24 protein-coding genes are annotated in these 23,299 nt (G+C 67.0%); 19 read left to right on the plus strand and 5 right to left on the minus strand.

The features are described from left to right. The first annotated feature begins 5 nt into the window (after positions 1-5). The 3 genes from AC5LXX_RS05905 to AC5LXX_RS05915 all read left to right on the plus strand — a co-directional run bounded on the left by AC5LXX_RS05905 (position 6) and on the right by AC5LXX_RS05915 (position 2,699). Positions 6-677, plus strand: a complete 672-nt coding sequence (locus tag AC5LXX_RS05905) for a c-type cytochrome (protein WP_493410779.1) — start codon at positions 6-8, stop codon at positions 675-677. Positions 678-856: 179 nt separating this feature from the next. Beyond that, positions 857-2,059 carry a c-type cytochrome biogenesis protein CcsB gene (gene ccsB, locus AC5LXX_RS05910; RefSeq protein ID WP_493411088.1) on the plus strand — a complete coding sequence of 401 codons (1,203 nt, stop codon included), beginning with the start codon at positions 857-859 and terminating at the stop codon, positions 2,057-2,059. A 130-nt stretch (positions 2,060-2,189) separates the two neighbouring features. After that, positions 2,190-2,699 (plus strand): DUF1269 domain-containing protein, encoded by a 510-nt coding sequence (locus AC5LXX_RS05915; RefSeq protein ID WP_493410780.1) that lies wholly within the window; start codon positions 2,190-2,192, stop codon positions 2,697-2,699. A 63-nt stretch (positions 2,700-2,762) separates the two neighbouring features. On the opposite strand, the gene AC5LXX_RS05920 is transcribed toward AC5LXX_RS05915, so the two are convergent. Further along, on the minus strand, positions 2,763-3,386 hold the full coding sequence (locus AC5LXX_RS05920; RefSeq protein ID WP_124454133.1) for a lytic transglycosylase domain-containing protein: 624 nt from the start codon (positions 3,384-3,386) through the stop codon (positions 2,763-2,765). 523 nt (positions 3,387-3,909) lie between these two features. On the opposite strand from AC5LXX_RS05920, the gene AC5LXX_RS05925 reads away from it, so the two are divergent. Beyond that, positions 3,910-4,689, plus strand: a complete 780-nt coding sequence (locus AC5LXX_RS05925; protein ID WP_493410781.1) for a response regulator — start codon at positions 3,910-3,912, stop codon at positions 4,687-4,689. 12 nt (positions 4,690-4,701) lie between these two features. Here AC5LXX_RS05925 and AC5LXX_RS05930 read toward each other — a convergent pair whose 3' ends face one another. Next, positions 4,702-5,820: a PAS domain-containing sensor histidine kinase gene (locus tag AC5LXX_RS05930; protein ID WP_322084356.1), complete on the minus strand. Its 1,119-nt coding sequence runs from the start codon at positions 5,818-5,820 to the stop codon at positions 4,702-4,704. Between the two features lie 637 nt (positions 5,821-6,457). Here AC5LXX_RS05930 and AC5LXX_RS05935 point away from each other — a divergent pair. The 13 genes from AC5LXX_RS05935 (at position 6,458) to AC5LXX_RS05995 (ending at position 18,062) form a co-directional block, all read left to right on the plus strand. Then, positions 6,458-7,105: an SCO family protein gene (locus AC5LXX_RS05935; RefSeq protein WP_493411089.1), complete on the plus strand. Its 648-nt coding sequence runs from the start codon at positions 6,458-6,460 to the stop codon at positions 7,103-7,105. 249 nt (positions 7,106-7,354) lie between these two features. Further along, positions 7,355-8,029 carry a response regulator gene (locus AC5LXX_RS05940; RefSeq protein ID WP_493410782.1) on the plus strand — a complete coding sequence of 225 codons (675 nt, stop codon included), beginning with the start codon at positions 7,355-7,357 and terminating at the stop codon, positions 8,027-8,029. Positions 8,030-8,180: 151 nt separating this feature from the next. Next, on the plus strand, positions 8,181-8,663 hold the full coding sequence (gene gspG / locus AC5LXX_RS05945) for a type II secretion system major pseudopilin GspG (protein WP_493406564.1): 483 nt from the start codon (positions 8,181-8,183) through the stop codon (positions 8,661-8,663). A 48-nt stretch (positions 8,664-8,711) separates the two neighbouring features. Continuing rightward, positions 8,712-9,914 (plus strand): type II secretion system F family protein, encoded by a 1,203-nt coding sequence (locus AC5LXX_RS05950; RefSeq protein ID WP_493410783.1) that lies wholly within the window; start codon positions 8,712-8,714, stop codon positions 9,912-9,914. A gap of 18 nt (positions 9,915-9,932) precedes the next feature. Next, positions 9,933-11,651 carry a GspE/PulE family protein gene (locus tag AC5LXX_RS05955; protein ID WP_493410784.1) on the plus strand — a complete coding sequence of 573 codons (1,719 nt, stop codon included), beginning with the start codon at positions 9,933-9,935 and terminating at the stop codon, positions 11,649-11,651. Continuing rightward, complete coding sequence (locus tag AC5LXX_RS05960; protein ID WP_493410785.1) at positions 11,632-12,510, plus strand: hypothetical protein; 879 nt, start codon at positions 11,632-11,634, stop codon at positions 12,508-12,510. Before AC5LXX_RS05955 ends, AC5LXX_RS05960 begins: the two co-directional genes overlap by 20 nt. Next, positions 12,507-13,037: a hypothetical protein gene (locus tag AC5LXX_RS05965; protein WP_493410786.1), complete on the plus strand. Its 531-nt coding sequence runs from the start codon at positions 12,507-12,509 to the stop codon at positions 13,035-13,037. The genes AC5LXX_RS05960 and AC5LXX_RS05965 overlap by 4 nt, the downstream gene beginning before the upstream one ends. Next, entirely contained in the window at positions 13,034-13,600 is a 567-nt protein-coding gene (locus AC5LXX_RS05970) for a hypothetical protein (protein ID WP_493410787.1), read from the plus strand. The genes AC5LXX_RS05965 and AC5LXX_RS05970 overlap by 4 nt, the downstream gene beginning before the upstream one ends. After that, on the plus strand, positions 13,597-14,202 hold the full coding sequence (locus AC5LXX_RS05975) for a hypothetical protein (protein ID WP_493410788.1): 606 nt from the start codon (positions 13,597-13,599) through the stop codon (positions 14,200-14,202). Before AC5LXX_RS05970 ends, AC5LXX_RS05975 begins: the two co-directional genes overlap by 4 nt. After that, positions 14,203-16,491 carry a secretin GspD/PilQ domain-containing protein gene (locus AC5LXX_RS05980; RefSeq protein WP_493410789.1) on the plus strand — a complete coding sequence of 763 codons (2,289 nt, stop codon included), beginning with the start codon at positions 14,203-14,205 and terminating at the stop codon, positions 16,489-16,491. Positions 16,492-16,494: 3 nt separating this feature from the next. Next, on the plus strand, positions 16,495-17,037 hold the full coding sequence (locus AC5LXX_RS05985) for a type II secretion system protein (RefSeq protein ID WP_493410790.1): 543 nt from the start codon (positions 16,495-16,497) through the stop codon (positions 17,035-17,037). 9 nt (positions 17,038-17,046) lie between these two features. Then, positions 17,047-17,457 carry a type IV pilin protein gene (locus AC5LXX_RS05990; protein WP_493410791.1) on the plus strand — a complete coding sequence of 137 codons (411 nt, stop codon included), beginning with the start codon at positions 17,047-17,049 and terminating at the stop codon, positions 17,455-17,457. Then, positions 17,454-18,062 (plus strand): type II secretion system protein, encoded by a 609-nt coding sequence (locus tag AC5LXX_RS05995; protein WP_493410792.1) that lies wholly within the window; start codon positions 17,454-17,456, stop codon positions 18,060-18,062. The genes AC5LXX_RS05990 and AC5LXX_RS05995 overlap by 4 nt, the downstream gene beginning before the upstream one ends. A gap of 129 nt (positions 18,063-18,191) precedes the next feature. Here the strand turns inward: AC5LXX_RS05995 and AC5LXX_RS06000 are convergent, their stop codons facing one another. The 3 genes from AC5LXX_RS06000 to AC5LXX_RS06010 form a co-directional block, all read right to left on the minus strand. Next, a complete protein-coding gene (locus AC5LXX_RS06000; RefSeq protein WP_493410793.1) occupies positions 18,192-20,156 on the minus strand; it encodes a PhoX family protein in 1,965 nt (654 codons plus the stop codon). Positions 20,157-20,322: 166 nt separating this feature from the next. Next, the gene (locus tag AC5LXX_RS06005) at positions 20,323-21,516 is read right to left on the minus strand and encodes an ammonium transporter (protein WP_493410794.1); all 1,194 of its coding nucleotides are present in this window, start codon (positions 21,514-21,516) and stop codon (positions 20,323-20,325) included. 262 nt (positions 21,517-21,778) lie between these two features. Further along, the gene (locus tag AC5LXX_RS06010; protein WP_493410795.1) at positions 21,779-22,114 is read right to left on the minus strand and encodes a hypothetical protein; all 336 of its coding nucleotides are present in this window, start codon (positions 22,112-22,114) and stop codon (positions 21,779-21,781) included. A 197-nt stretch (positions 22,115-22,311) separates the two neighbouring features. On the opposite strand from AC5LXX_RS06010, the gene AC5LXX_RS06015 reads away from it, so the two are divergent. After that, the gene (locus AC5LXX_RS06015; protein ID WP_322084346.1) at positions 22,312-22,740 is read left to right on the plus strand and encodes a BCAL1086 family glycoprotein; all 429 of its coding nucleotides are present in this window, start codon (positions 22,312-22,314) and stop codon (positions 22,738-22,740) included. Positions 22,741-22,830: 90 nt separating this feature from the next. Further along, the gene (locus tag AC5LXX_RS06020) at positions 22,831-23,289 is read left to right on the plus strand and encodes an Rrf2 family transcriptional regulator (protein WP_124454098.1); all 459 of its coding nucleotides are present in this window, start codon (positions 22,831-22,833) and stop codon (positions 23,287-23,289) included. Positions 23,290-23,299: the final 10 nt, after the last annotated feature.

Below are 23,299 nucleotides of genomic sequence, written 5' to 3' on the forward strand. Positions count from 1 at the left end.
CTGACATGAACAAGGTGACCCATTTCGCTTGGCTTGCGCTGGTGCTGGCGGCATCGGGTTGTCACGACCTGGAGCGGTCGCGGGAAGTCGACAATCCGGCCGTATCGGGCAAGACCATCGCGCTGCAGGTGTGCTCGAACTGCCACGGTGCGACCGGCGTGTCGGTGTCGCCGGTATTTCCGAAGCTCGCCGGACAGCGCAAGGAATATCTCGTCGATCAGTTGAACGATTTCAAGCATCACGCGCGCGCCGATCCGAATGCGAAGCGCTACATGTGGGGCTTCACGCATCTGACCGATGCGCAGATCGACCAGCTCGCGGAGTATTTCTCGAGCCAGCCGGCGGTGCTCGGCGAGGTCGGCGATCGCTTGCTCGTTGACACGGGCAAGGCGATCTTCATGGCGGGCCTGCCGGACAAGGGCGTGTCGGCCTGTGTCGGGTGTCATGGCCAGCATGGTGAGGGCATGACCGGGTTTCCCCGTCTTGCCGGCCAGCACGCGGACTACGTGCTGAAGCAGCTGAGGGTTTTCCGCGAAACCGACACGCGGCCGCGCGGCGCGGTCATGAAGTCGGTGTGCTCGAACATGACGGAGCAGGACATGCGCGCCGTCGCGGCGTATGTCGAGGCGTTTCCGCTGGAAGCCGACGCACCGGCGAGCCCGGCGGCCGAGCAATGAGCAGGCGCCGCCGAACCGGCGTCCCGTGCGGCTGGTGCCGCGCGGCGGGCAGACGAACGGCGCCGGCGGCGATCGTTTAGGTGTCTCGTCTCCCCCGGGGCGGGGCGCCTCTTTTTATTCGAACCCGATGGTTCCATCCTGGTGAGCTCATGAAAGCCATTCCATCGTCACGCGGCGGCATGACATCCGTTGCCGCGTCACTGCTTCGGCTGCATCGGCGCCTTCGTGCGCCGGCCGCGGTTCGCGCGTATGAGCCGGGCGGCGACCGTCCGTTCCTCGCGCGCCTGTCGCTGTTCGACTGGCTGTTCGCACTGGCGCTCGTGGCGGGCGCGGGCCATGCGCTCGTGCACTACCACGCGCACATGGACTATTACGACAAGGCGGTGATGATCGGCACCGTGCCGGCGCTCGTCGCGCTCGGCTGGCGCTGGAAGCCCGCGCGGCTGATGATGGCGTCGATCGCCGTGCTGTCGCTGCTGTCGATCCAGATCTACCAGGGCGATCTCGCCCGCGCCGATTCGGCATTCTTCCTCAAGTACTTCCTGTCGAGCCAGTCGGCGATCCTGTGGATGAGCGCGCTGTTCGTGCTCGCGACGGTCTTCTACTGGATCGGCCTGCTCGCGCGCTCGGAAACGGGCGCCGCGATCGGCCAGAAGCTCACGTGGGTCGCCGTGCTGATGGGCTTCACGGGGCTGATTGTGCGCTGGTACGAGTCCTACCTGATCGGTGCGGACGTCGGTCACATCCCCGTGTCGAACCTCTATGAAGTGTTCGTCCTGTTCAGCCTGATCACCGCGCTGCTGTACCTGTATTACGAAGGCCACTACGGCACGCGTTCGCTCGGCGCGTTCGTGCTGCTGGTGATCAGTGCGGCTGTCGGCTTCCTGATGTGGTACTCGGTCGCGCGCGACGCGCAGCAGATCCAGCCGCTCGTGCCGGCGTTGCAGAGCTGGTGGATGAAGATCCACGTGCCGGCGAACTTCATCGGCTACGGCAGCTTCGCGCTGTCGGCGATGGTGTCGGTCGCGTACCTGATGAAGGAGCGCGGCGTGCTCGCCGATCGCCTGCCGACGCTCGAAGTGCTCGACGACGTGATGTACAAGTCGATCGCGGTCGGTTTCGCGTTCTTCACGATCGCGACGATCCTCGGCGCGCTGTGGGCGGCCGAGGCATGGGGCGGCTACTGGAGCTGGGACCCGAAGGAAACCTGGGCGCTGATCGTGTGGCTGAACTACGCGGCGTGGCTGCACATGCGCTTGATGAAGGGGCTGCGCGGCGCGGTCGCCGCGTGGTGGGCGCTCACGGGCCTGCTGGTCACGACGTTCGCGTTCCTCGGCGTCAACATGTTCCTGTCCGGGCTGCACAGCTACGGGCGGCTCTGAAACGCGCGGCGCCTCCTACCGTGTTCTACCCATGCACTTCGGCGAGCATTACCACTACAAGCCGGACGCGCGCCGCACCAGAATGTCTGAAGGGCGTATCGCCGCACGGCGCGGTGACGTGGGAGGAGCCATGAGAAGGGTCTATTTTCTGTTGCCGACAGCACAATGCGCGCAGTCGGTCATCGGCGAACTGCTGTCGCTGCGAATCGAGTGGCGCCATATCCATTGCCTCGCGAATCACGACGTAATGCGCGACGGGTTGCCGGAGGCGACGCTCGCGCAACGCAGCGACCTGCTGCCGTCGCTCGCGCGCGGCACCGCGGTCGGCTTCGGGACCGGCATGCTGCTCGGGCTGCTCGTGCTCGTGTTCCCGCCCGACGGCTTGCGGATCGGCGGCGGCATCGTCGTGGCGATCACGCTGTTCGGCGCGGCCTTCGGCGCATGGGTGGCGACGATGATCGGCGTCGACGTGCCGAGCACGCGCCTGAAGCGCTTCGAGGACGGCATCGAGCACGGCGAATTGCTGATGATGATCGACGTTCCGACCGATCGCGTTCACGAGATCGAGGACGCGATCAAGCTTCATCACACGGATGCACATCTGCAGGGCGAAGATCCGACCATCCCGGCATTTCCCTGATCGTCACCTGACCCGTCGGCCGGTGTCGTGCCGGCCGCGGATCGTACGCGCGGCGCCGGCGTTTCAATTCGCGGCGAGGAGCCGTTTGTAGCGCGCCAGTACGCGAGGCACGTACTCGCGTGTCTGCGGAAACGACGGAATGCGATAACCCGCGCGAATCACGGCGTTCTCCCCGGCATTGTAGGCAGCGAGCGTGAGCTCGACGTTTTCCTTGAACAGGTCGAGCAGGAAGCGCAGATACCGCGCGCCGGCCAGCACGTTGTCGCGCGGATCGAGCATGTCGCCGCCCGAAAAGCGCCGGGCCGTGTCCGGCATCAATTGCATCAGCCCGCGCGCGCCTTTGTCCGAGACCGCCTTCGGGTTGTATCCCGATTCGACATCGATCACCGCGCGAAGGAGTTCGGGCGGAACATTGAACGACCGGCTTGCCTCGGCGATCACGTCCGCGAACGACGACGCGACCGCCGACTTCGGCGCGGCACGCTTCGCTTCCGATGCGGCCGGCGCTGCGGCCGCGACGATCACCTTCAGATTGGCCGTGCCGGGCTCGTTGGTCAGGACGATGGCGCCATTGCTCGCCACCGCGCCGAAGATCTGCGCGTGCGCGGCGCACGACCATGCCGAGCCGAATCCCACGCATGCGGCAACGAGCGCTGTTCCCAATCCGGATGAACGGTGGCGGTGCATCTTTTTGGCCTCCTGCACTTGCATTGTTGTGGCCGGTTCATCGGATCGGCAATGGGGCGACCTCCTACACTTCGATGCCGCAAGAGCACCCGCGGCGGCGATGCAAAACTGTTACGCAAGTAATCGCAGGTAACGCCTGGTAACCGGGAGAAGTTGACGATTCTTACGCGGAACAGTTGTTTTCTGCTCAATGCGCGCGTCGTCGCGGAATGAATCGTTTCCGGCGCGACGGAAGCGATCGGATAGTCCCGCTATCCGTAGTCCTACCGATGCGACGCACAACGTCAAATCGATTCAACTCTGAAACATTCAGGCCGTTGCGCCGCATGTAGGCGGGCGCATGTCGGTCGCGGATGCTCGCGCGCGGCGCACTGGCGCGATCCTTGCTCCGAGCACGAGTGTGACCCGTCGCTCGCGAGATGGGGCGCCAGACCGGATGAAGCAACGAACGAGCGTCCGGCACCGTGCAAACGAGGCGTCGAGATCCGACGTGGTGCAAGCGCGGAAAAACTTGGGGGAAGTCGTGAATACTAAATATCGCGTACTGATTGCAGAGGATCACGATCTGCTGAGAAACGGGCTGCGGTCGATGCTTTCCGCACAAGGCGATTACGAAGTCGTCGGCGAAGCGCGAGACGGCAAGGAAGCGTGCCACCTGGCCATGACGCTCGCGCCGGACCTGATCCTGATGGATCTGTCGATGCGCGGGATGAACGGCATCGATGCGAGTGCGACGATCAAGCGGCGGGCGCCGACGATCCGGATCGTCGTGCTCACCGTGCATCAGAACGAGGAGTACGTGCGCGAGGCGCTGCGTGCAGGCGTCGAAGGCTACGTGCTCAAGGATGTTTCGTTTGACGAATTGCTGCTCGCGATGCGCATGGTCATGCAGGGAAAGCGGCACCTGAGCGCGGATGTGTACGGCTACATGGTCGACTCGTTCGTGACCGGCCGCGAAGCGCCCGCGCCCAAGAAGGCGTGGGACATCCTGACCGCGCGCGAACGCAGCGTGCTGAAGCTGATCGCGGAAGGGCGTACGAACCGGCAGGTCGGCCAGTACCTGAACCTGAGCCCGAAGACGATCGAGAAGTACCGGGCGAGCATGATGCACAAGCTCCATCTCGCGAATCTGACGGAACTGGTGCTCGTCGCGATGAACATGGGTCTGCTGACCACGCTCGCGTCCAAGTGCGCGGAACCGAACGTGACCGACCTGCCGGCTCACCCGATCGTCGACGGCGTGCAGGCGCCCGATGCCGTCGCGCGGCTGGACGACTATCCCGCCGGCGGGGCAAAGCACTGAGCGTCGCCGGTGTCAGAGCGGCCAGGTTGCCGAGACGCGCGTGCCCGTCGTGGCGGACGACTGGATCGCGAACGTGCCGCCGTGCGACTCGATGCGATGTTGCATGCCGATCAGCCCGAGCCCCGCCGCGCGCGCGTCGTCCGTCGCAAGCGGATGACGCTCGTAGCCGGCGCCGTTGTCGTCGATCGTCAGCAGCAGCCCGCCTGTATCGTGTCGCAGGCCGAGCACGATTTCGGTGGCCTGCGCATGTTTGACGACGTTGTGCAGCGCTTCCTGCGCGACCCGGAACATGTCCGCCTTCAGATGCTCGGGAATGTCGTCGTCGTCGACGTCGCAATTGAACTCGACCGACAGCGGGCTCGCGTCGCGCTCGATGCGGCGGCACAGCGACGCGAGCGCGGCCGGCAGCCCGAGCCGGTCGAGCATCGGCGGCTTCAGTTCGCCACAGATCTGGCGCACTTCGCCGATCGTCTCGCGAATCCGCAGCACCGCGACGTCGAGCAGATTCGTCGCGTCGGCGATCTCGCCGCGACGAAGCCGCATGAGTGCGTCCTCATTCATCAGCTTGATCAGCGTCAGCGCCTGGCCGAGCCCGTCGTGCAACTCCGCGGCGAGCCGATGGCGTTCCTTCTGCTGGCCCATCAGCAAATAGGTGTGGCATGCATGCACGCCCGCATCGTTGGCCGCGTCGCCGCGTCGTACGGGTTCGGGCATCGGCGGTTCTTCGAACAGCGTCAGCGACAGTCGGGTGCCGGGCAGTGCCTGCTGATGGATGACGAATTGCACGGGATGGCCGCTTCGCCCGCCGAGCATCGCCGTGAACGAATGATGCTGAAGAGCGGCGCTCGTGGACAGCTCGTTCGCCAGCCCGAGATGGGCGTCGTCGGGTGCCAGGTCGAGCAAGTGCCGGCCGACGAGTTCGGTGGTCTTGTAGCCGAACAGCGCAGCGGCGCTGCGATTGACCGATACGAACGCGCCGTCGTCGGCGAGAAGGGCGAGCGCGGCGCCCCGTGCATCGGTGACGACGGTGGTGCGGCGATCGTCGTGACGAAGCGCACTGCGCAGCTTGCGCATCGCATCGATCAGATCGAGCAGCCTGATCCGTGGCCCGTCGGGCTGGCGTTCAGTCATGGTGGCTCCCGAGGTGCATCTTCAGGAAAACGTAAGGTTTCGATCATTCTAGGACGTGACCGACGCGGGCCGCAACATGGGGATTTCGCGCGTTCGTCATAGGGAAATGCCTGCCGCCTGCATCGCGGAACGCGCCGAGCGGGCATGTCCTACCGGCCTTTGGGGGGCGTCATCCCATGACGCTCGCGGGCAACTTCATGACACTTCATGGACGGGGCACGGAATTGTCCGCTGCCTGGCTCGTGTCATGGAGGCTGGTATGAACAGGATCGCCAGATCGACGATGGGCGTATTCGTGGTCGCGAGCGTCGCGCTTACCGCGGCGCCCGCGTGGTGTGCGTCCGATGGCGGCGCGATGGAGAGCGCCGGGGCAGCGGCGGCCGAAGGTGCGGCGGCGAACATGAGCGCGACGGAAAACCCGGCGCCGGATGCCGTCGACAGCCTGATGGGAAAGGACACGCAGAACGGTGCCGAACATCCTGCCGCAAACGCGGTGGACAGCGCCGCCGGGGATGCCGCCGGGAGCGCCGCCGACAGCGCAGCGATGCCCGCGATGGGACACGGGATGGAACACGCGATGGAGCCGGCGGCCGAGCCTGCCGCCGAGCCCGCAGCGGGACCCGCGATGACGCCCGCCATCGACGTCCCGGCACAGCCCGCTCAGCCCGCACCGGCCGCGCCTGCCGGTAACGCGGTCGACAAGGCCGGCACACCCGGCACGCTCGGCACCCCCGTGACCGAGGGCGCGACGGAAGCCGCGGGCATGCACATGCATCACGCGATGATGCCGGGCACCCTGCACACGATGGTCCAGTATGCGACGCCGGCGGTTCAGCTCGTGCGCGACGACGGTCAGTCCGTCTCGCTGGCCAAGGAGCTCGACGACGGCCGGCCGGTGATCCTGACGTTCGTCTACACCAGCTGCACGACCATCTGCCCGATGATCAGCCAGACGCTCGAGCAACTGCAGGGTGAACTCGGCGCCGACCGCGACAAGGTCCACATCATGTCGATCTCGATCGATCCGGAGGCGGACACGCCCGAGCGGCTCAGGACCTACGCGGCGCGCTTCGATGCCGGCCCCGAATGGCAGCACTACACCGGGACCGTCGATGCGAGCGTGGCCGCACAGCGCGCGTTCAACGTGTATCGCGGCGACAAGATGAACCACACGCCGGTGACGTTCGTGCGGGCCGCGCCGGGCCAGGCGTGGCTGCGGATCGACGGTTTCGCGACGCCCACCGAGCTGCTCGCGGCCTATCGCGACGTCGTTGCGTCCAACTAGGGCCCACTCCCGCGAATAACGGGTTTGCGCTGGCCCCACGAATGAATTTTTCCAGACAGGGAAACGTATCTTTCCGCCCGAGTGGCGGCATCGTTCGTCGTTGCGATAGCTACGGCTATTGCGACCGCTTTCTCCTTGCGCGCGCCCAACGGAAGTCCCCTGGCGGGACGGGCGGAAAGGCACGTTCGCAAGTCCGCCATTAGCGGGAACAGGCCCTGGATGCCACGTTTCTGCGAGGGAGCGTCGAAATTGAACAACAAGCATCGTGTGCTGATCGTCGAGGACCAGCATCTGTTGCGAATCGGCCTGAGTCATCTGGTTTCCGAGCTGGCCGACTACTGCATCGTCGGCGCGGCGAGCGGCGGGGTCGAGGCCTGTCATCTCGCCGAGAAGACCCGGCCCGACCTGATCCTGATGGATCTGTCGATGCCGGGCGGCAGCGGCTTCGAAGCAATCGCGACGATCAAGCGCGACGTGCCGCATGTGCGGATCATCGTCCTCACGGTTCATCGCAGCGAAGATGACGTGAGCGACGCTTTCGCCGCCGGTGCGGACGGCTACGTGCTCAAGGACGCGCCGTTCGCCGACCTGGTGCGCGAGATGCGCTTCGTGATGCAGGGCAAGTGCGTGGTCAGCCTCGACGCCTATCGCGCCCGCGTCGGCCTGCAGGGGTTGCGCGACGCGAACGCGCACAAGGCGCGCCTGTGGAGTGCGCTGACCAATCGCGAGCGCACGGTGTTGCGCCTCGTCGTCGAGGGGCACACGAGCCGGCAGGTCGGCGAGTGCCTGAAGGTCAGTCCGAAAACCGTGGACAAGCACCGCGCCAATCTGATGCGCAAGCTCGGCATCGCCAACCTGACCGGCCTGGTTCACTTCGCGATCGACATCGGCGTGCTCGCGCTGAACGACGACGACCATGTGTGAATCCCCTCCATCGGCACGTTGCCCAACTGGGGGGGATCTACCCATGGGGATGGACGGCACCTCCTACTTCTGGCGCGTACCGGCGTGAACAAGAATGCAATCAACGGCATCGGCAGCGCCGACGCCGCGGGTCGATACAGGGAGGGAAGCCGTGAGCCATGAATCGTCCTCGATACCGGCCGGCGGGCCGGGCCGGCGGCCGCGCGACGAACGAAGCGTGTGCCGTGCATGCGCGAGCCGCGGCTTCACGTTGCTCGAACTGCTCGTCGTGATGGTCATCATCGGGTTGCTGGCGGGGCTCGTCGCGCCACGGTATTTCGAACAGGTCGGCAAGTCGAACGTGAAGATCGCGCGTGCGCAGATCGTGTCGCTCGGCCAGGCGCTGGATCAATACCGGCTCGACGTCGGTTCGTATCCGACCACCGAGGAAGGGCTCGACGCGCTCGTGAACAAACCGCAAAGCGCGGCGCGGTGGAGCGGCCCCTATCTGCAGAAGGCCGTCCCGGTGGATCCGTGGGATCGGCCCTATCAGTATCGTTCACCAGGCGAACACGGCGACTACGACCTGTTTTCGCTCGGCAAGGACGGACGCGGCGGCGGTACCGGCGAGAACGTGACGATCTCGTCGTGGTAGGGGCGTGGCCAGTGTGCACGGCATGAGCAGGCCGCAAGGAGAGTCGACGTGAAATTCGTGCTGCGGGTATTCGATACGAGCGGCTCGGTGCAGACGCTGCGGATCGACAGCGATTCGCCGGCGAACGCCGCATCGCTCGCTCGCGCGCGCGGCCTGCGTGTCGTGTCGGTCAACGCGGACGCCGCGCGGCAGCGGCGCGGCGCGAACCGGTTCGGCATGCCGCGTGCGCGCTTCGACGTCGACATGTTCGCGCGCGAGCTCGCGGCCCTGCTCGATGCGGGTGTCGGCCTCGTCGACGCATTGCGCACGCTCGGCGGCAGCACCCGGCGCGAAGCGTCCGCGCAGGTGTATCACGACCTGCTGCGGCATCTCGAGGAAGGGCAGTCGCTGTCGATGGCGCTCGAGCACGCGAGCCCGATCTTTCCGCCGGTGCTGGTGGCGTGCGTGAAGGCGAGCGAGCAGACCGGCGGACTGGCCGACAGCCTCACGCGTTATTCGGCCAACAGCGCGACGCTGCGGGAGCTGCGCGCACGGGTCGTGTCGGCGGCGATCTACCCGACGGTGCTGCTGTTCGTCGGCGCGGCCGTCGTGCTGTTCCTGCTCGGCTTCGTGGTGCCGCGGTTCGCCACGCTGCTCGAACACAGCGGGCGCGAACTGCCGCTGATGTCGCGGCTGCTGATGGCGTGGGGCAGCATGGTGCACGCGCACGGCGCCGGGCTGGCGGCGGGCCTGGCCGTGCTGGCGGTCGCCGCCGGCGTCGCGCTGCGGCGGCCGGCCCTGCGGATCTGGATCGCCGACCGGCTGCTCGCGCTGCCCGGCATCGGGCAACACTTCCGCGTGTTTCGCCAGTCGCAGTTCTATCGCACGACCGCGATGCTGGTCGATGGCGGCATTCCCGCCATTCGCGCGTTCGACCTCGCCCGCGGCCTGGTCGGCCGCGCGGATCAGGCCGCGCTTGCAGCCGCGCTGCAGCAGATCCGCAACGGCGCAAAGATGTCCGATGCGTTCCAGCAGGCCGGCCTCGCGAACGCGATCGGCTATCGCCTGCTGACGGTGGCCGAAAAGACCGGCGGGCTCGGGCCCGTCCTCGACCGGATCGCCGCATTCCAGGAAGCGCAGGTGTCGCGCACGATCGACCTGATTTCGCGGCTGATCGAACCCGCGATGATGATCGTGATCGGCGTGGTGATCGGCGGCATCGTCGTGTTGATGTACATGCCGATCTTCGAGATCGCATCGAGCATTCAGTAGACCGTCCAGGAGACGCACGTGGACATCGTCACTTATCCCCTCGATCCCGATCCCGACGCGGATGCCGGCCTGCGCGACTTGCTTCGCACGCTCGGCGAACGCCACGGGTCCGGCATTCGCGCACTCGAGGCGTTGGCGGCGCACACGGCGCTCGGCGCGGACGACATCCGCGAACGGCTTGCCACGCAGTTCCGGATGAAGCCGATCGGCATCCGCGAGCTGAACCGCCTGGAGCCGGATTTCGAGCTCGTGCCGTTCGTCGAGGCGATGGCGCGTCTCTGCGTGTGCCTGCGCGATCCCGACGGCGGCGCGCTGCTGTTCGCGATCGCCGATCCGCTCGATGCGCGCACGCGCGGCTGGGTGGAACACCGGATGCGTGCGCACCCGGCACTGCCGTACGGATGGGCGCTCGCGAGCGCGGGCGACCTGAGCGCGTATCTTGCGGTGCGCGAGAAGGACATCCGCGCGATGGATTCGCTCGCGTTCGACGACCCGATCCAGTGCGCGCCCGATCCGGCGTCGCTCGCGCTGACGCTGCAGGGCATCAGCAACGACGACAGCCCGGTGGTGCGCCTGCTCAACTCGACGATCTACGATGCGCTCAAGATGCTGGCGAGCGACATCCACCTCGAATGCAGGGCGGCCGGCCTGATGATCAAGTGCCGCGTCGACGGCGTGCTGACGGTGGTGGGGCGCGTGGAGGGCCGCGACGTCGCGGATCAGGTGCTGTCGCGCGTGAAGGTGATCTCCGAGCTCGATATCGCGGAGCGCCGCATCCCGCAGGACGGGCGCTTCAAGGCGATGTACGCGGGACGCGAGATCGATTTCCGCGTGTCGATCATGCCGAACCAGTTCGGCGAGGACGCGGTGTTGCGGATTCTCGACCGCTATCAGCTTTCGCAGGCGTCGGGCGGCCTGACGCTCGAGGCGCTCGGGTTCCAGCCGGCCGACACGCGCTTCATGCGGTCGGTCGCGTCGATGCCGTACGGCATGCTGCTCGTCACGGGCCCCACCGGCAGCGGCAAGACCACGACGCTTTACGCCATCCTCACCGAAATCAACAACGGGCTCGAGAAGATCGTGACGATCGAGGATCCGGTCGAGTACCAGCTGGGCGAGATCCTGCAGATCCCGGTCAACGAGGCGAAGGGCCTGACGTTCGCGCGCGGCTTGAGGTCGATCCTGCGGCACGACCCGGACAAGATCATGGTCGGCGAAATCCGCGATCCCGAAACCGCGCAGATCGCCGTGCAGGCGGCGCTGACCGGCCATCAGGTGTTTACCACCGTGCATGCGAACAACGTGTTCGACGTGATCGGCCGGTTCACGAACATGGAGGTCGATCCGTACAGCTTCGTATCGGCGCTGAACGGCGTCATCGCGCAGCGGCTGCTGCGCCAGTGCTGCACGGACTGTCTCGACGAGGACACGGTGGACGCGGATGCGCTCGTCCGTTCGGGCATCGACCCCGATACGGCCGGCAGCTACCTGTTTCGACGCGGTACCGGGTGTGCGATGTGCCGCGGCAGCGGCTATCGCGGCCGGCGGGCGATCGCGGAGGCGCTGCGCATGAACGACGAACTGCGGCAACTGCTGTCCGAGCGCGCACCGCTCGGACATATCAAGGCCGCGGCGCTGCGCTACGGGATGACGACGTTGCGGGCGTCGGCGCTCGACCTGGTGAAGCGCGGCGAAACGACGCTCGAGGAGATCAATCGTGTCACCATGGTCGAATGAATCGCTTGCCGTGGGCGTCGGTACGCGCGAGATCGTCGTCGGCGTCCGCATGCGCGCGCCGTGGCGGCTGGGCCGTCGCGGGTTCGTCGCCGAGCCGCTGAGCGTCGTCATTCCCGACGACCAGTTCGGCAGCGAGGCGGGGATGCTCGACGCGCTGCGTGCCGCGCTGACTCCTGCGCTCGGTGCCGATGCCGATGCCGATGCTGGCGCGAAGCGGGCGCCGGCGCGCGGCGCGCACGTCGTGCTCGACGACTTCTGGTGTTGTCATGCGATCCTGCGCGGAGACTTCCGCGCGCTGCACGCCCGCGAGCTCGAGGAAATCGCACTCGCGCATTTCTCCGACACGTACGGCGTCGCCGCCGAGTCGCTGGTCGCGCGCTTCGACGTGCGGCATGGCGGCCGTGCGCTCTTCGCCAGCGCGCTGCCGCGCACGCTGTACGACGGCATTCTCGGTACGGGCGCGTCCGGCGACGTGCGAATCTGCTGCCTGCGCGCGGCACTTCCGGAGACGCTCAACCGGTTCGCGCTGAAGCCGGACGGCGACGCGATGCTGCTCGTCGTCGATGAAGCGCTGCTGCAGGCGGTCATGATCGAGCGCGGCGAGTGGGTCGCGTACGACACGCAGCGCCTCTTTCCGGGCGAGTCCGGCGACGCGTCGCGGCTTGCCGAGCTCGCCGAGCAGCTGTTCGAGCGCTCGGCGATGCGCACGGGCCTGAAGCGTGATGCCTGCAAGGTCTATCTGTCCGGCGTCGACATGGATGCCGCGCCGTTCGACGCGCGTTTCGCGGCGGTCGCGCTGCCGGGCCGCGCTGCGCTCGATGGTTCGCCCGCGCGCCGGTTGCTGGAGTACGCGCCATGATCCGCACGCTCGACATCGATTTTTGCCGGCGCCGCTCGCGCATCGGCACCCGCGGCGCGATTCTCCTCGGTATCGCCGCGTTGCTGTGGGGCGCGTGCGCCGTCCGGCTCTGGTACGCGTACGCGGAGAACGATCGCGTCAGGGACAGCCTGGCGGTCGTCCAGCATCGCATGTTCGTGCAGCAACACGTCGCGAAAGCGCCGCCCACCGCGGCTGCCAAGCTCGCGGAAAAGCAGAGCCAGGCCGTGCTGCGCGAACTGACCGTGCCATGGCAGACGCTCTTCTCGATCGTCGAGGACTATCCGGGCCATGACGTCGCGTTGATCGGCATCGACCAGAATCCCGCGCAGGGCCAGATTCGCATCACGGCCGAAGCGAAGGACCCGGACGCGATGATCGCGTACCTGAAGTATTTGCAGACGAGCGTCGTGCTGCGCGAGGCGACGCTCAACGGCCATCTCGTCGAGGAGAACGTGGCGGGCAAGCCGGTGCGTTTCCAGATCACGGCCGTCTGGAGGAAATCATGAAAGCCGATCGCTTCGCGGACCGCCTGCTCACGCTTCGCTTCGAGTGGCGGCGCGCATTCGGCCTGCCGGGCCTCGCCGGGCTGCTGATGCTCGGCGCCGCCGGCATCACGTGTGCGGCGATCGCGGGCGTCGAGTCCGACACGCGCGCGATGCTGGCGCCGGCCGGGGTGGTGCGCGCTGCCCGCGGCCATCGTCCTGCCGAGGTGCGCGACACGGCCGCGGATGCGACCACGCTCGACGCGCTGCCGCTGCTCTTTCCGGCTTCGTCGCAAAGCGCGGACGACATCGCATCGATCTTCGAACAGGCGCGCGACAGCCATCTGACACTCGGGTCCGCCGAGTACCAGATGACGACGGAGTCGGGCGGACGCTTCGCGCGCTACCAGGTGCTGCTGCCCGTGAAGGATCAGTACGGCGCGATCCGGCATTTTCTCGCGTCGGTGCTGAACAACGTGCCGAACGCGGCGCTGCAGGAAATCCACGTCGAACGTCCCGCGGTGGGCAGCAGCATTCTCGACGCGCGCGTGCGTTTCGAGCTCGTCTATCGGAGCGCCCAGCCATGATCTCCGCCGTCATGAAGCCTGCTTCGCGCCATCGACTGGCACTCGCACTCGCGCTGGGTTGCCTCGTCGCCGCCGGTGCCGGATATCGCGTGCTGGTGGCGGCGATGCAGCAACCGGTATCGCCTGCTGCGAGCGTCGTGGTCCATCACGACGGTGCGCGTGTGGCGCCCGCGCCGGCCCGCGCGCGCGTCGCGCCGGCCTCTCATGCCGCGGCGCCCGCGCCTGCGTCGCATGCAGCGGCGGCGACCCCGCGCGACAAGCTCGCTGCGTTGCGTACGCCTGTGTCGGTCGAAGCCGCACACGATCCATTCACGGCGTCGTCGTGGCTGCCGCCGCCGCCCGTCGTGCCGCCACCGCCCGAAACGCGTCCGGCGCCGCCGACCGCGCCACCGGTGCCGTTCGTCTATCTCGGCCAGCAGGATGCCAAGGCGGCGAAGCCGCAGGTGTTTCTCGGCAACGGAGACCAGTTGCTGATCGTTTCGCCGGGTGACGTGATCGGCGGCCAGTATCGGGTCGATTCGGTATCCGAATCGAACGTGGTGCTCACCTATCTGCCGCTGAACCAGGTCCAGATGGTGCTCATTCCAGTGGAAGGAAAGTAAATGAAAACCATACGCACACGGGATGCGCGCCGCGACGGGGACGACGGCCGGTCGACATGCCTTTGCTCCGCCCCCACGGCCGATGCGCGATCGGTACCGCCGTTCAACCGGTGCGCGACGAAACGCGCGCTGGCGATCGCCGTGGCGCTGCTCGCCTGCGGCGGCTGTGCGCATGTGCCGAACCTGCACGACGATCCGACCAATGCGCAGGTGAAGATCGACGCATTGCATGACCGCAAGGATGCCGTCGACGAGCTGCTCGACAATGCGGACGCGTTTCGCCAGAAGAACGAGTTCGACGACGCGGCGCGCTCCGTCTACATGGCGAAGCAACTCGATCCCGCCAGCGAGCGCGCGCGCCGGATCGGCACGATGATCGACCAGGACCGCAAGCATCTTGCGATCCTGCAGGAAGCCGACCGCATGATGAAGCGTGGTTCGTACGCGCAGGCGGCCGAACGCGTGCATCGCGTGCTGGTCGAGGATCCGGCCAACACGATGGCGGCGCAGATGCAGGCGGAGCTCGACGAAAAGCGCCGCCAGCAACATGCGGATCGCGACGACAAGCTCGCGGCGTCGTCGATCATGCGCACGCCGGTGTCGCTGCAGTTTCGCGACGCGAACGTGCGGATGGTGTTCGAGGCCTTGTCGCGGACGTCCGGGCTGAACGTCATTTTCGATCGTGACGTGCGTGCCGATCTGAAGACGACGATCTTCGTGCAGAACGCATCGCTGCAGGACACGGTCGACATGATCCTGTTGCAGAACCAGCTCGACAAGAAGCAGATGAACGCGAACACGCTGTTCATCTACCCGGCGACGCCGGCCAAGGAGCTCGAATACCAGGAGCTCAAGGTGCGTACGTTCCAGTTGTCGAACGTAGACGCGAAGCAGGTCCAGTCGCTCCTGAAGAGCCTGTTGAAGGTGAAGGAGGCCGTGATCGACGAGCGCGCGAACACGGTGACGATCCGCGGCACGCCGGACATGATCAAGGTCGCCGAGGAGATGATTGCCGCCCAGGACTTGCCGGAGCCGGAAGTGATGCTCGAGGTCGAGGTGCTGGAGGTGTCGCATGACCGGATGTCGCAACTGGGCATCAACTGGCCCAGCTCTTTTACGGTGTCGACCCCCAGCTCGGCCAGTACGTGGGGCGTGCTGCACCATCTGCCCGTCAATGCGCTGAACGTCAGCGGCCTGTCGGCCACCGCGGACTTCAAGCTGACCGATACCGACGCGAACCTGCTCGCGAGCCCACGCATCCGCGCGCGCAACAAGGAGAAGGCGCGCATCATGATCGGCGACAAGGTGCCGGTGATTTCGAGCTCGAGCACGCCGAGCACCAGCGGCCCGTCGTTTACGCAGATGATCCAGTACCTCGACGTGGGCATCAAGCTCGAGGTCGAGCCGCAGGTCTATCGCGACGGCGACGTCGGCATCAAGCTGAACCTCGAAGTCAGCAATATCACCAACACGATCTCGAGCGGCAACTCTCAGGGACTGAGCTCGCTCGCCTATCAGATCGGTACGCGCAGTGCGTCGACCAGCCTGCGGCTTCGGGACGGCGAAACGCAGATCATGGGCGGCCTGATTTCGGACGAGGACCGCCGCAATGCGAACAAGGTGCCGGGTCTCGGGCAGTTGCCGGTGCTCGGCCGCCTGTTCTCGGATCACGGCGGCGATCACAAGAAGACCGAGATCGTGCTGCAGATCACGCCGCATATCGTCCGGCCGCAAGTGGCGGCCGATGCGGACACGCAGGAAGTGTGGTCGGGCACCGACGTCAACGTGCACGCCGACCAGTTGCGACTCGATCCGGTGATGCTGAGCGCGGAGGCGGCGCCCGCGGCGCCGGAGGCCAAGGTCGTTCCGGGCAGCGTGGGCGGCGGGACCTCGGGTCGCGCGGCGCCGTCGCCGCTGGAGGCCGCGGCGAACCGCACGCAAGCGTCGCCGGGGACCGGCGCGTTCGGGCAGCTGCCGGCCGCCCCGCGCACGACGCCGCCGCCTGAACCGTACGGCGGGCGGTTCTCGCGGCCCCAGCCGGCGCTCCCCGCGCCGGCCGCCGGGGCCGGCGGGACAGCCGCGGCGGAGCAGCCGGCCGCACCGGCGGGCAATGAAGTCGCGCCCGCGCCGGGCACCTCCGTGACGCCGGTTGCGTCACCTGCGCCGGCCGAGCAGGCTGCCGCGACGGCCAATGCACCGGCCCCCGCACCGGCGGCCCCGCCCCCGACGCTGCAGATGCCCGCGGGCGACATACCGAGCGAAAACCCGCTTCGCCCGGTCGGGAAGTGAGCCGTGGCCGCGCGCAACGCAGCGATTCGCGTCGGCCGTGTCGGCCGCGTGGGCCTGCGCGGCTTCACGTTGATCGAGATGGTCATCACGCTCGCGCTCGTGGCGATCCTCGCGCTCGCGATCATGCCGTTCTCCGAACTGATCGTGCAGCGGCAGAAGGAGCAGGCGCTGAGTGCCGCGTTGCGCGAGATCCGCACCGCGCTCGATGCGTACAAGGACGCGAGCGATGCGGGGCAGATCGAGAAGGAGGCGGAAGCGTCCGGCTATCCGCCGTCGCTGACCGTGCTCGTGACGGGCGTGAAAAACGTCCGCGACCCAAAGGGCGGCCTGGTGATGTTCCTGCGCCGCGTGCCGCGCGATCCGTTCTTCAATGGAGACCCCGATACGGCGGACGAGGACACCTGGGACGTGCGTGCGTACGGCACGCCGCCGGACCCGGCGGTCGACGGGCCCCCCGGCGGCTTCGAGCCCGGCAAGGACGTGTTCGACGTGACGTCGAAATCGGCGCGTATCGGCATCAACGGCATTCCGTACAAACAGTGGTGACGATTCATCATGAAACCCGCTTGCATCCGCAGGATCCGCGGCTTTACGCTGATCGAAATCGTGGTCGTGATGGCCATCATCGGACTGCTTCTGACGTTGGCCGTGCCGCGCTACATGCACAGCATCGAGCGCGGCAAGGAGCAGGTGAGACTGCAGAATCTCGCGGTGATGCGCAACGCGATCGACCAGTATTACGGCGACAACGGGCAGTATCCCGAGACGCTCGACGAACTGGTCGCGAAGCACTATTTGCGCGCGGTGCCGGTCGATCCGGTCAACGGCGACGACAAATGGGCGACGCTTGCGTCGCCGGACGAGACCAAGCCGGGCGTGTACGACGTCGGGCCCGCGAGCAGCACGCAGGGCGTGCCGCCGGGCGTCGCGGCAACGGCAACGGCTGCGGCTGGGGCGGCGAAATGAAGCGGGCCAGGCGCCACGTCGCGCGCGCGCCGCATGGCCGCCGCCGCGGGCGGCAGCGCGGGCTGGTGCTGCTTGCGCTGCTGATCGCGCTGATGCTGATGTCGATCGCGCTGGCCGGCGCGCTGGACGTCTGGTCGCTGCAGCGGCGCCGCGAGCAGGAGCGGCAACTGCTGTTCGTCGGCGACCAGTACCGCAGGGCCATCGTCGGGTACTACCGTGTCGGGCGCGTGTATCCGCAAACGGTCGACGACCTGCTGGACGATACCCGCTTCGCAATACCCATGCATCATTTGCGCCGCGCGTATCCGGATCCGGTCAGCGGCAAGAACGACTGGTCGTTCCTGTGGCGGGCCGACCGCTTCTACGGCGTATCCAGCAGCTCGGACGGGGCGCCGATCAAGCGCGCGGGATTTCCGGAGCGATATAGGGACTTCGAGGGCATCGAAACCTATCGGCAATGGAAGTTTCTTTACCTCGCCCCTGGTCTGGCCGCATCGGCCGACGAAGCGTCGCCGGCGTCGCCGGCGCTGTCGGCCAGTGCGCCGAGCCTGTCCGGTTTTCCGGGCGGTGCGCTGCCGGGGCGGAGCCCGGCCGGCCTGCATTGACGCGCTGGCCACACGCAAAAAAGCGCGACGCCCGTCACGGGCATCGCGCATCAAACGGCGTGGAGCGCCGACGAATGAAACGTGATGAAGAATGCGCGCCAGGGGCACGCGGCCCCACGGTGCCGCGGGTCAGGCCTTCGCGAGCTTGATGCTGGTCTGCTCGGCCGTCAGGTAGCCGACGCTGGCGCCGAAGCGGTCCTTGAAGTTCGCGCGCACGAGCGGATCGAGCGTCGGCTTGACCTTGTCGTGCAGCGGCGACTCCCAGTCGCCGGCGTGCTGGAAGTTGCTCATGATGTACGTCCAGCCGTTGATCTCGTCGACCGCGTGCAGGCCCGTCGATTCCGCGCCGGCCGGGCACGACAGCACGCGCGAGAGCGACTTCGTGTCGACGTTGTACGCCCACAGGAAGTTGTTCACGTGCATGCCCGAGTCTTCGCCGATGAACAGCGTGCGCAGCTTTTCGGAGAACTTCAGGTTGTCCGGGTTGGCGATCCTGTCCGGGTTCGCGAGGTTGCCGAGGCCGTCGGCCGCGGCGAGATCCTCGCCGACGAGCGCGGCCGGCGCGCCCATGTCGACCGGCACCCATTCGCTGTCGATCGTGCCGCCCGTCGTGTCGCGCTGGCCAGCCTTCAGGTTCAGCGCGTAGACGGCGCCCGCGGCGATCTTCTTGTCGACCGCGACGTCGCGCGACACCGCGTTGCCCTTGACCATCGACGTCTCGATCCGCGACATCGCCGTGTAGACGATCTTGTCCTTCGCGTTCACCGTCGTGCCCTCGAGCTTCGTGAAGGCCATGCTGCCGCCGAGCAGTGCCGCGTAGCGGTGCGTCTCGAGGAATGCGGCCGCCTTTTCCATCCCCGGCTTCACGCGCATCCAGTTGAACTTGCCGCCGAAGTGGATCTTCGTGTAGCTCGCGTCGTTCGGGTCGGCGGTCACCAGGTCCATGATGTCCGACGCCTTCAGCGTGTTCGCGAGCGCTTCGATCTCGCTGCTGGTCGCGTGGCCGATCCTGATCCACGTGAGCGTCGCGGTGCCGGCGCCGGCCGACGACGTCTGCGTCCACTTCGCGACGTACAGCGTGCCCGCCGACAGGTCGGCCGCCTTGTCGGCGACGAACATGAACAGGCCGCCGTTGGTCGCGTCGTCGCCCATCATCACCGTGCGCTGGTCCGGCATCACCTGGATCAGCTCGTGCGAGATGCGGCCGAGGCAGTAGTGCTTCTTCACGGTGCCCGTGCCGTCCGGGTTCACGGTGATCTCGGGCAGGTGGCCGTAGTGGTAGGGGTTCGCCTTCGTCTCGTCGCCGAACGTGTTCTTGCTGAACGCCTTGAACTGCGCGTCGGTGGCAGCCTTCGTCGCGTCCGGCTCGTATTCCTCGCTCGACAGGTGGGTGCCCCACGGCGACAGGCTCGCGCCGCAGGTGATCCACAGGCCATGCGCCTTCGACGTGTCGACGTTGTGGTACTTCACGACCTTCAGCGCGCCGGTGGCCGGATCCTGGTCGAGCGAGAGCACCGCGATCGGCGACGGCAGCTGGCCGTACTGCGACGCGCTCGCCTGGTCGCGCGTCGTGTATTCGAACTGCACGACCGCGAACACCGTGTTGCCCTTCACGCCGGGCACGTTCGCGTTCTTCAGCGTCAGCAGCGAGCTGCCGTCCGGGCAGTCGGAATAGAACTGGCGTTCCTTGCCGGCGATCGAGCGATCGATGATCGGCTGGTTGTTGATGTCGTAGTAGCCGCCCGCGAGCGTCGTGCCGCCCTTGCCGTCCGGCACCATGTCGCCCGTCACGAAGAACGGCCGGTACGCGAGTTTGAAGTTGCGCGACGAGCCGTCCGAGAACGACACCGACAGCGTCGAGCCGACCGTCGTCGTGGCCATCGCGGCTGCATTGTCGAGCGTCGGCGCGGCCATCGCCGAGAAGGCGGCCGACGTATAGGCGGCGGCCACCGGGGCCGGCGTCGATGCGGGATTGTCGTCGCCGCCGCAACCCGTCAGCAGGGCCGGCAGCGCGAGACCGGAAAGGGGAAGCATCGGCGCGCCGGCAAGGATCTTCAGGGCCTGACGACGGGCAGCATTGGGCAACGCGGGCATGTGGAGTCCAGTTTCAGTTGTTGGAGGAATGGCCGTCGCGAAGCAGGCGGTCGGCAAGCTTCGCGAAGGCAAATTGAAAACTGGACCGAAGTGTAAGGACGCTAGATGAAAGTTTTTTGAATTGAAAACGTAATGATGCGTCGGGTGTTCGTCGGCGAATAGCGAATCAATCGCGCTCGGGCGTCGCCGAGATGCGATGGAGCGACAGGTCGGCACCGTCGAACTCGGCTTCGCGGTCGAGGCGCAGTCCGACGGTCGCTTTCAGCGCGCCGTAGACGAGCGTGCCGCCCGCGGTGGCGATCGCGATGCCGCCGAGCGTGCCGACGAGCTGCGACAGGAACGACACGCCGCCGAGGCCGCCGAGCGCAGGCAGGCCGAACACGCCGGCCGCGAGGCCGCCGAGCGCGCCGCACATGCCGTGCAGCGGCCACACGCCGAGCACGTCGTCGATGCGCCACCGGTTCTGCACGCAGGTGAACATCGCGACGAACAGCGCGCCGGCGGCCGCGCCCGTGACGAGCGCGCCGATCGGATGCATCACGTCGGAGCCCGCGCATACCGCGACGAGGCCGGCGAGCGGCCCGTTGTACGTGAAGCCCGGGTCGTTGCGGCCGGCCATCCATGCGGCGAGCGTGCCGCCCACCATCGCCATCAGCGAGTTCACGGCGACGAGGCCGCTGATCTTGTCGAGCGTCTGCGCGCTCATCACGTTGAAGCCGAACCAGCCGACCGCGAGCACCCATGCACCGAGCGCGAGGAACGGGATGTTCGACGGCGGGTGCGCGGCGATCCGGCCGTCCTTCGCATAGCGGCCGTGGCGCGCGCCGAGCAGCAGCACGGCCGGCAGCGCGACCCAGCCGCCGAACGCGTGCACGACGACCGAGCCGGCGAAATCGTGGAACGGCGCACCGAACGCGTGCGTGAGCCAGGCCTGTACGCCGAAGCGCTCGTTCCACGCGATGCCCTCGAAGAACGGATAGATGAAACCGACGATGATCAGCGTCGCGACGAGCTGCGGGTTGAACTTCGCGCGCTCGGCGATGCCGCCGGACACGATCGCGGGAATCGCCGCCGCGAAGGTCAGCAGGAAGAAGAAGCGCACGAGCGCATAGCCGTTGTGCTGCGACAGCGTGCCGATGTCGTCGAAGAACTCGACACCGTAGGCGATCGTGTAGCCGATGAAGAAATACGCGAGCGTCGACACCGAGAAGTCGACCAGGATCTTCACGAGCGCGTTGACCTGGTTCTTCTTGCGGACCGTGCCGAGTTCGAGAAATGCGAAGCCCGCGTGCATCGCGAGCACCATGACGGCGCCGATCAACAGGAACAGTGTATCGACGCCGGATTTCAGACCATCCATGCCGTGGCTTCCTTGCGCAAAAAACGGGCAAGGAACGCAAGTATCGAGCCAACTTGGTGAACGGCTGCGTGCAGTTGGTGCTTTGGTGCCGTGCGGTGCGGTATTCCGGTGAATCGTGCACGGGATGGGGGCGTGGCCGGAGGCGACCGGCGACCACAAGCGGTGCACGCGCATGGTGCGGCGTGTGCTGAACTGGTGCGTTGTGCGGGCGAGGTGATGCGGCGTGGTGCGCAGAGGCGCCGATGCGCACCGACCTGGCGCGTCAGTGGCGGGCGAACAGCGCGGGAGGCCGGCGCAGCCGCAGCGCGCATGCGGACCAGTAGGCGGCGACGGTCGACAGCCCGAGCGCGGCGAACGCGAGGGCCGCGAAGCCCGCAAGCGACTGGCCGTCGCCGTCGGCGCCGAGGATGCCTTCCGCGACGATCAGCGCGGCCGTCCAGAAACCGATCACGGCCTGCGTGAGCAGGCGCGCGGACGCGACGCGGCGCGGGCGTCCGGATTCGGCCAGGCGGCGCGCCGACGGCGCGCGCAGGCACAGGAACAGGGTGGCGGCCAGCAGCGCGGCCAGGACGATGAACCAGTCGACGAGGAAAGCCATAAGAAAAAGGGGACACATACGAAACGGATTGGAGCGTGCCCACTTTAGTGATGTAGCGCCTGCGATTGAATCAGACGAATCCGAAATTGAAAGGCATTTTTAATAACGGGTCGTTATTTGGCCTGTTCCACAGGCGGTATCATCGACACCGGTCCAACCCACCATAAGGCTGTGCGATGCGCGGCCGGAGATTGCTGATGAACATGAAGACATCGCGGGCGCGTCGCGTGCCCGGGTCCGTGCTGGCGGCTGTGGCCGCCGGCGCGCTGCTGTTGCTCGCGGGCTGCGAGAAGTCCGGCACGCCGGTCGCCCAACCCGATACGGCCGCGAGCGCGGCCGCCGATGCCGCGAACAATGCGGCCAAGGCGCTCGATCAGGTCGCGAGCACCGTCAACCAGCAGATCAATGCCGCAAAGGCCGGCATTGCATCCGCGGCGTCGGCCGTGCCGCCGCTGTCCGCGAGCGGCATCGCGTCGGCCGCGCAGGCGCAGATCGACGCGGCTGCTTCCGCGGTCGTCGCGCATGCGGCTTCCGAAGCGGGCGCGAAGATCGCGGAAGCCGGCAAGAAGCTCCAGCAGTGGAGCCAGCAGAACGCGTCGGGTGCCAAGCCCGCCAGCGGCGAATGACGCGGGCTTGCACGATCCGCAAAATGTAATTATCATGGTTACACATGTCGCCGGTTGCGGGTCGGACCGGCGTCGCCGAGTGAGTGAGCAATGAATACCAGCAGCCGGTTCGCGTTTGCCGTCCACGTGCTCGCCTTGCTGTCGATGCAGGAAGGCGTGCCGTTGTCGTCCGACATCATCGCGGGCAGCGTGAATACGAATCCGGCGCTGATTCGCCGGTTGCTGTCGATGCTGGCAGCCGCGGGGCTGACCACGTCGCAGCTCGGCGCCGGCGGCGGCGCGCTGCTGGCGCGCGAGCCCGGCGAGATCACGCTGCTCGACGTGTATCGCGCGGTCGACGATGCGCAGCTGTTCGCGCTGCATCGCGAGGCACCGAATCCCGCGTGCCTCGTCGGGCGGCACATCCAGGGCGTGCTGACCGGCTATATCGGCGATGCGCAGCGCGCGATGGAGGCATCGCTCGCCACGCGCACGCTCGTCGACGTGACGGCCGACATGCTGGATCTCGAGCAGCGCACGCAACAGGCAGCACGCGCCGCCGGCAGATAGCCGGCAGCAG

It is taken from the genome of Burkholderia torrens (genome assembly GCF_984668525.1).

What these genes read in the sequence shown, in the direction of transcription:
- AC5LXX_RS06015 (WP_322084346.1), top strand. Translation starts at nt 22,312, where the DNA reads ATGAACATGAAGACATCGCGGGCGCGTCGCGTGCCCGGGTCCGTGCTG.
- AC5LXX_RS05990 (WP_493410791.1), top strand. Translation starts at nt 17,047, where the DNA reads ATGAAACCCGCTTGCATCCGCAGGATCCGCGGCTTTACGCTGATCGAA.
- AC5LXX_RS06020 (WP_124454098.1), top strand. Translation starts at nt 22,831, where the DNA reads ATGAATACCAGCAGCCGGTTCGCGTTTGCCGTCCACGTGCTCGCCTTG.
- AC5LXX_RS05905 (WP_493410779.1), top strand. Translation starts at nt 6, where the DNA reads ATGAACAAGGTGACCCATTTCGCTTGGCTTGCGCTGGTGCTGGCGGCA.
- ccsB (WP_493411088.1), top strand. Translation starts at nt 857, where the DNA reads ATGACATCCGTTGCCGCGTCACTGCTTCGGCTGCATCGGCGCCTTCGT.
- AC5LXX_RS05915 (WP_493410780.1), top strand. Translation starts at nt 2,190, where the DNA reads ATGAGAAGGGTCTATTTTCTGTTGCCGACAGCACAATGCGCGCAGTCG.
- AC5LXX_RS05965 (WP_493410786.1), top strand. Translation starts at nt 12,507, where the DNA reads ATGATCCGCACGCTCGACATCGATTTTTGCCGGCGCCGCTCGCGCATC.
- AC5LXX_RS06005 (WP_493410794.1), bottom strand. Translation starts at nt 21,516, where the DNA reads ATGGATGGTCTGAAATCCGGCGTCGATACACTGTTCCTGTTGATCGGC.
- AC5LXX_RS06010 (WP_493410795.1), bottom strand. Translation starts at nt 22,114, where the DNA reads ATGGCTTTCCTCGTCGACTGGTTCATCGTCCTGGCCGCGCTGCTGGCC.
- AC5LXX_RS05995 (WP_493410792.1), top strand. Translation starts at nt 17,454, where the DNA reads ATGAAGCGGGCCAGGCGCCACGTCGCGCGCGCGCCGCATGGCCGCCGC.
- AC5LXX_RS06000 (WP_493410793.1), bottom strand. Translation starts at nt 20,156, where the DNA reads ATGCCCGCGTTGCCCAATGCTGCCCGTCGTCAGGCCCTGAAGATCCTT.
- AC5LXX_RS05930 (WP_322084356.1), bottom strand. Translation starts at nt 5,820, where the DNA reads ATGACTGAACGCCAGCCCGACGGGCCACGGATCAGGCTGCTCGATCTG.
- AC5LXX_RS05920 (WP_124454133.1), bottom strand. Translation starts at nt 3,386, where the DNA reads ATGCACCGCCACCGTTCATCCGGATTGGGAACAGCGCTCGTTGCCGCA.
- AC5LXX_RS05980 (WP_493410789.1), top strand. Translation starts at nt 14,203, where the DNA reads ATGAAAACCATACGCACACGGGATGCGCGCCGCGACGGGGACGACGGC.
- AC5LXX_RS05975 (WP_493410788.1), top strand. Translation starts at nt 13,597, where the DNA reads ATGATCTCCGCCGTCATGAAGCCTGCTTCGCGCCATCGACTGGCACTC.
- AC5LXX_RS05970 (WP_493410787.1), top strand. Translation starts at nt 13,034, where the DNA reads ATGAAAGCCGATCGCTTCGCGGACCGCCTGCTCACGCTTCGCTTCGAG.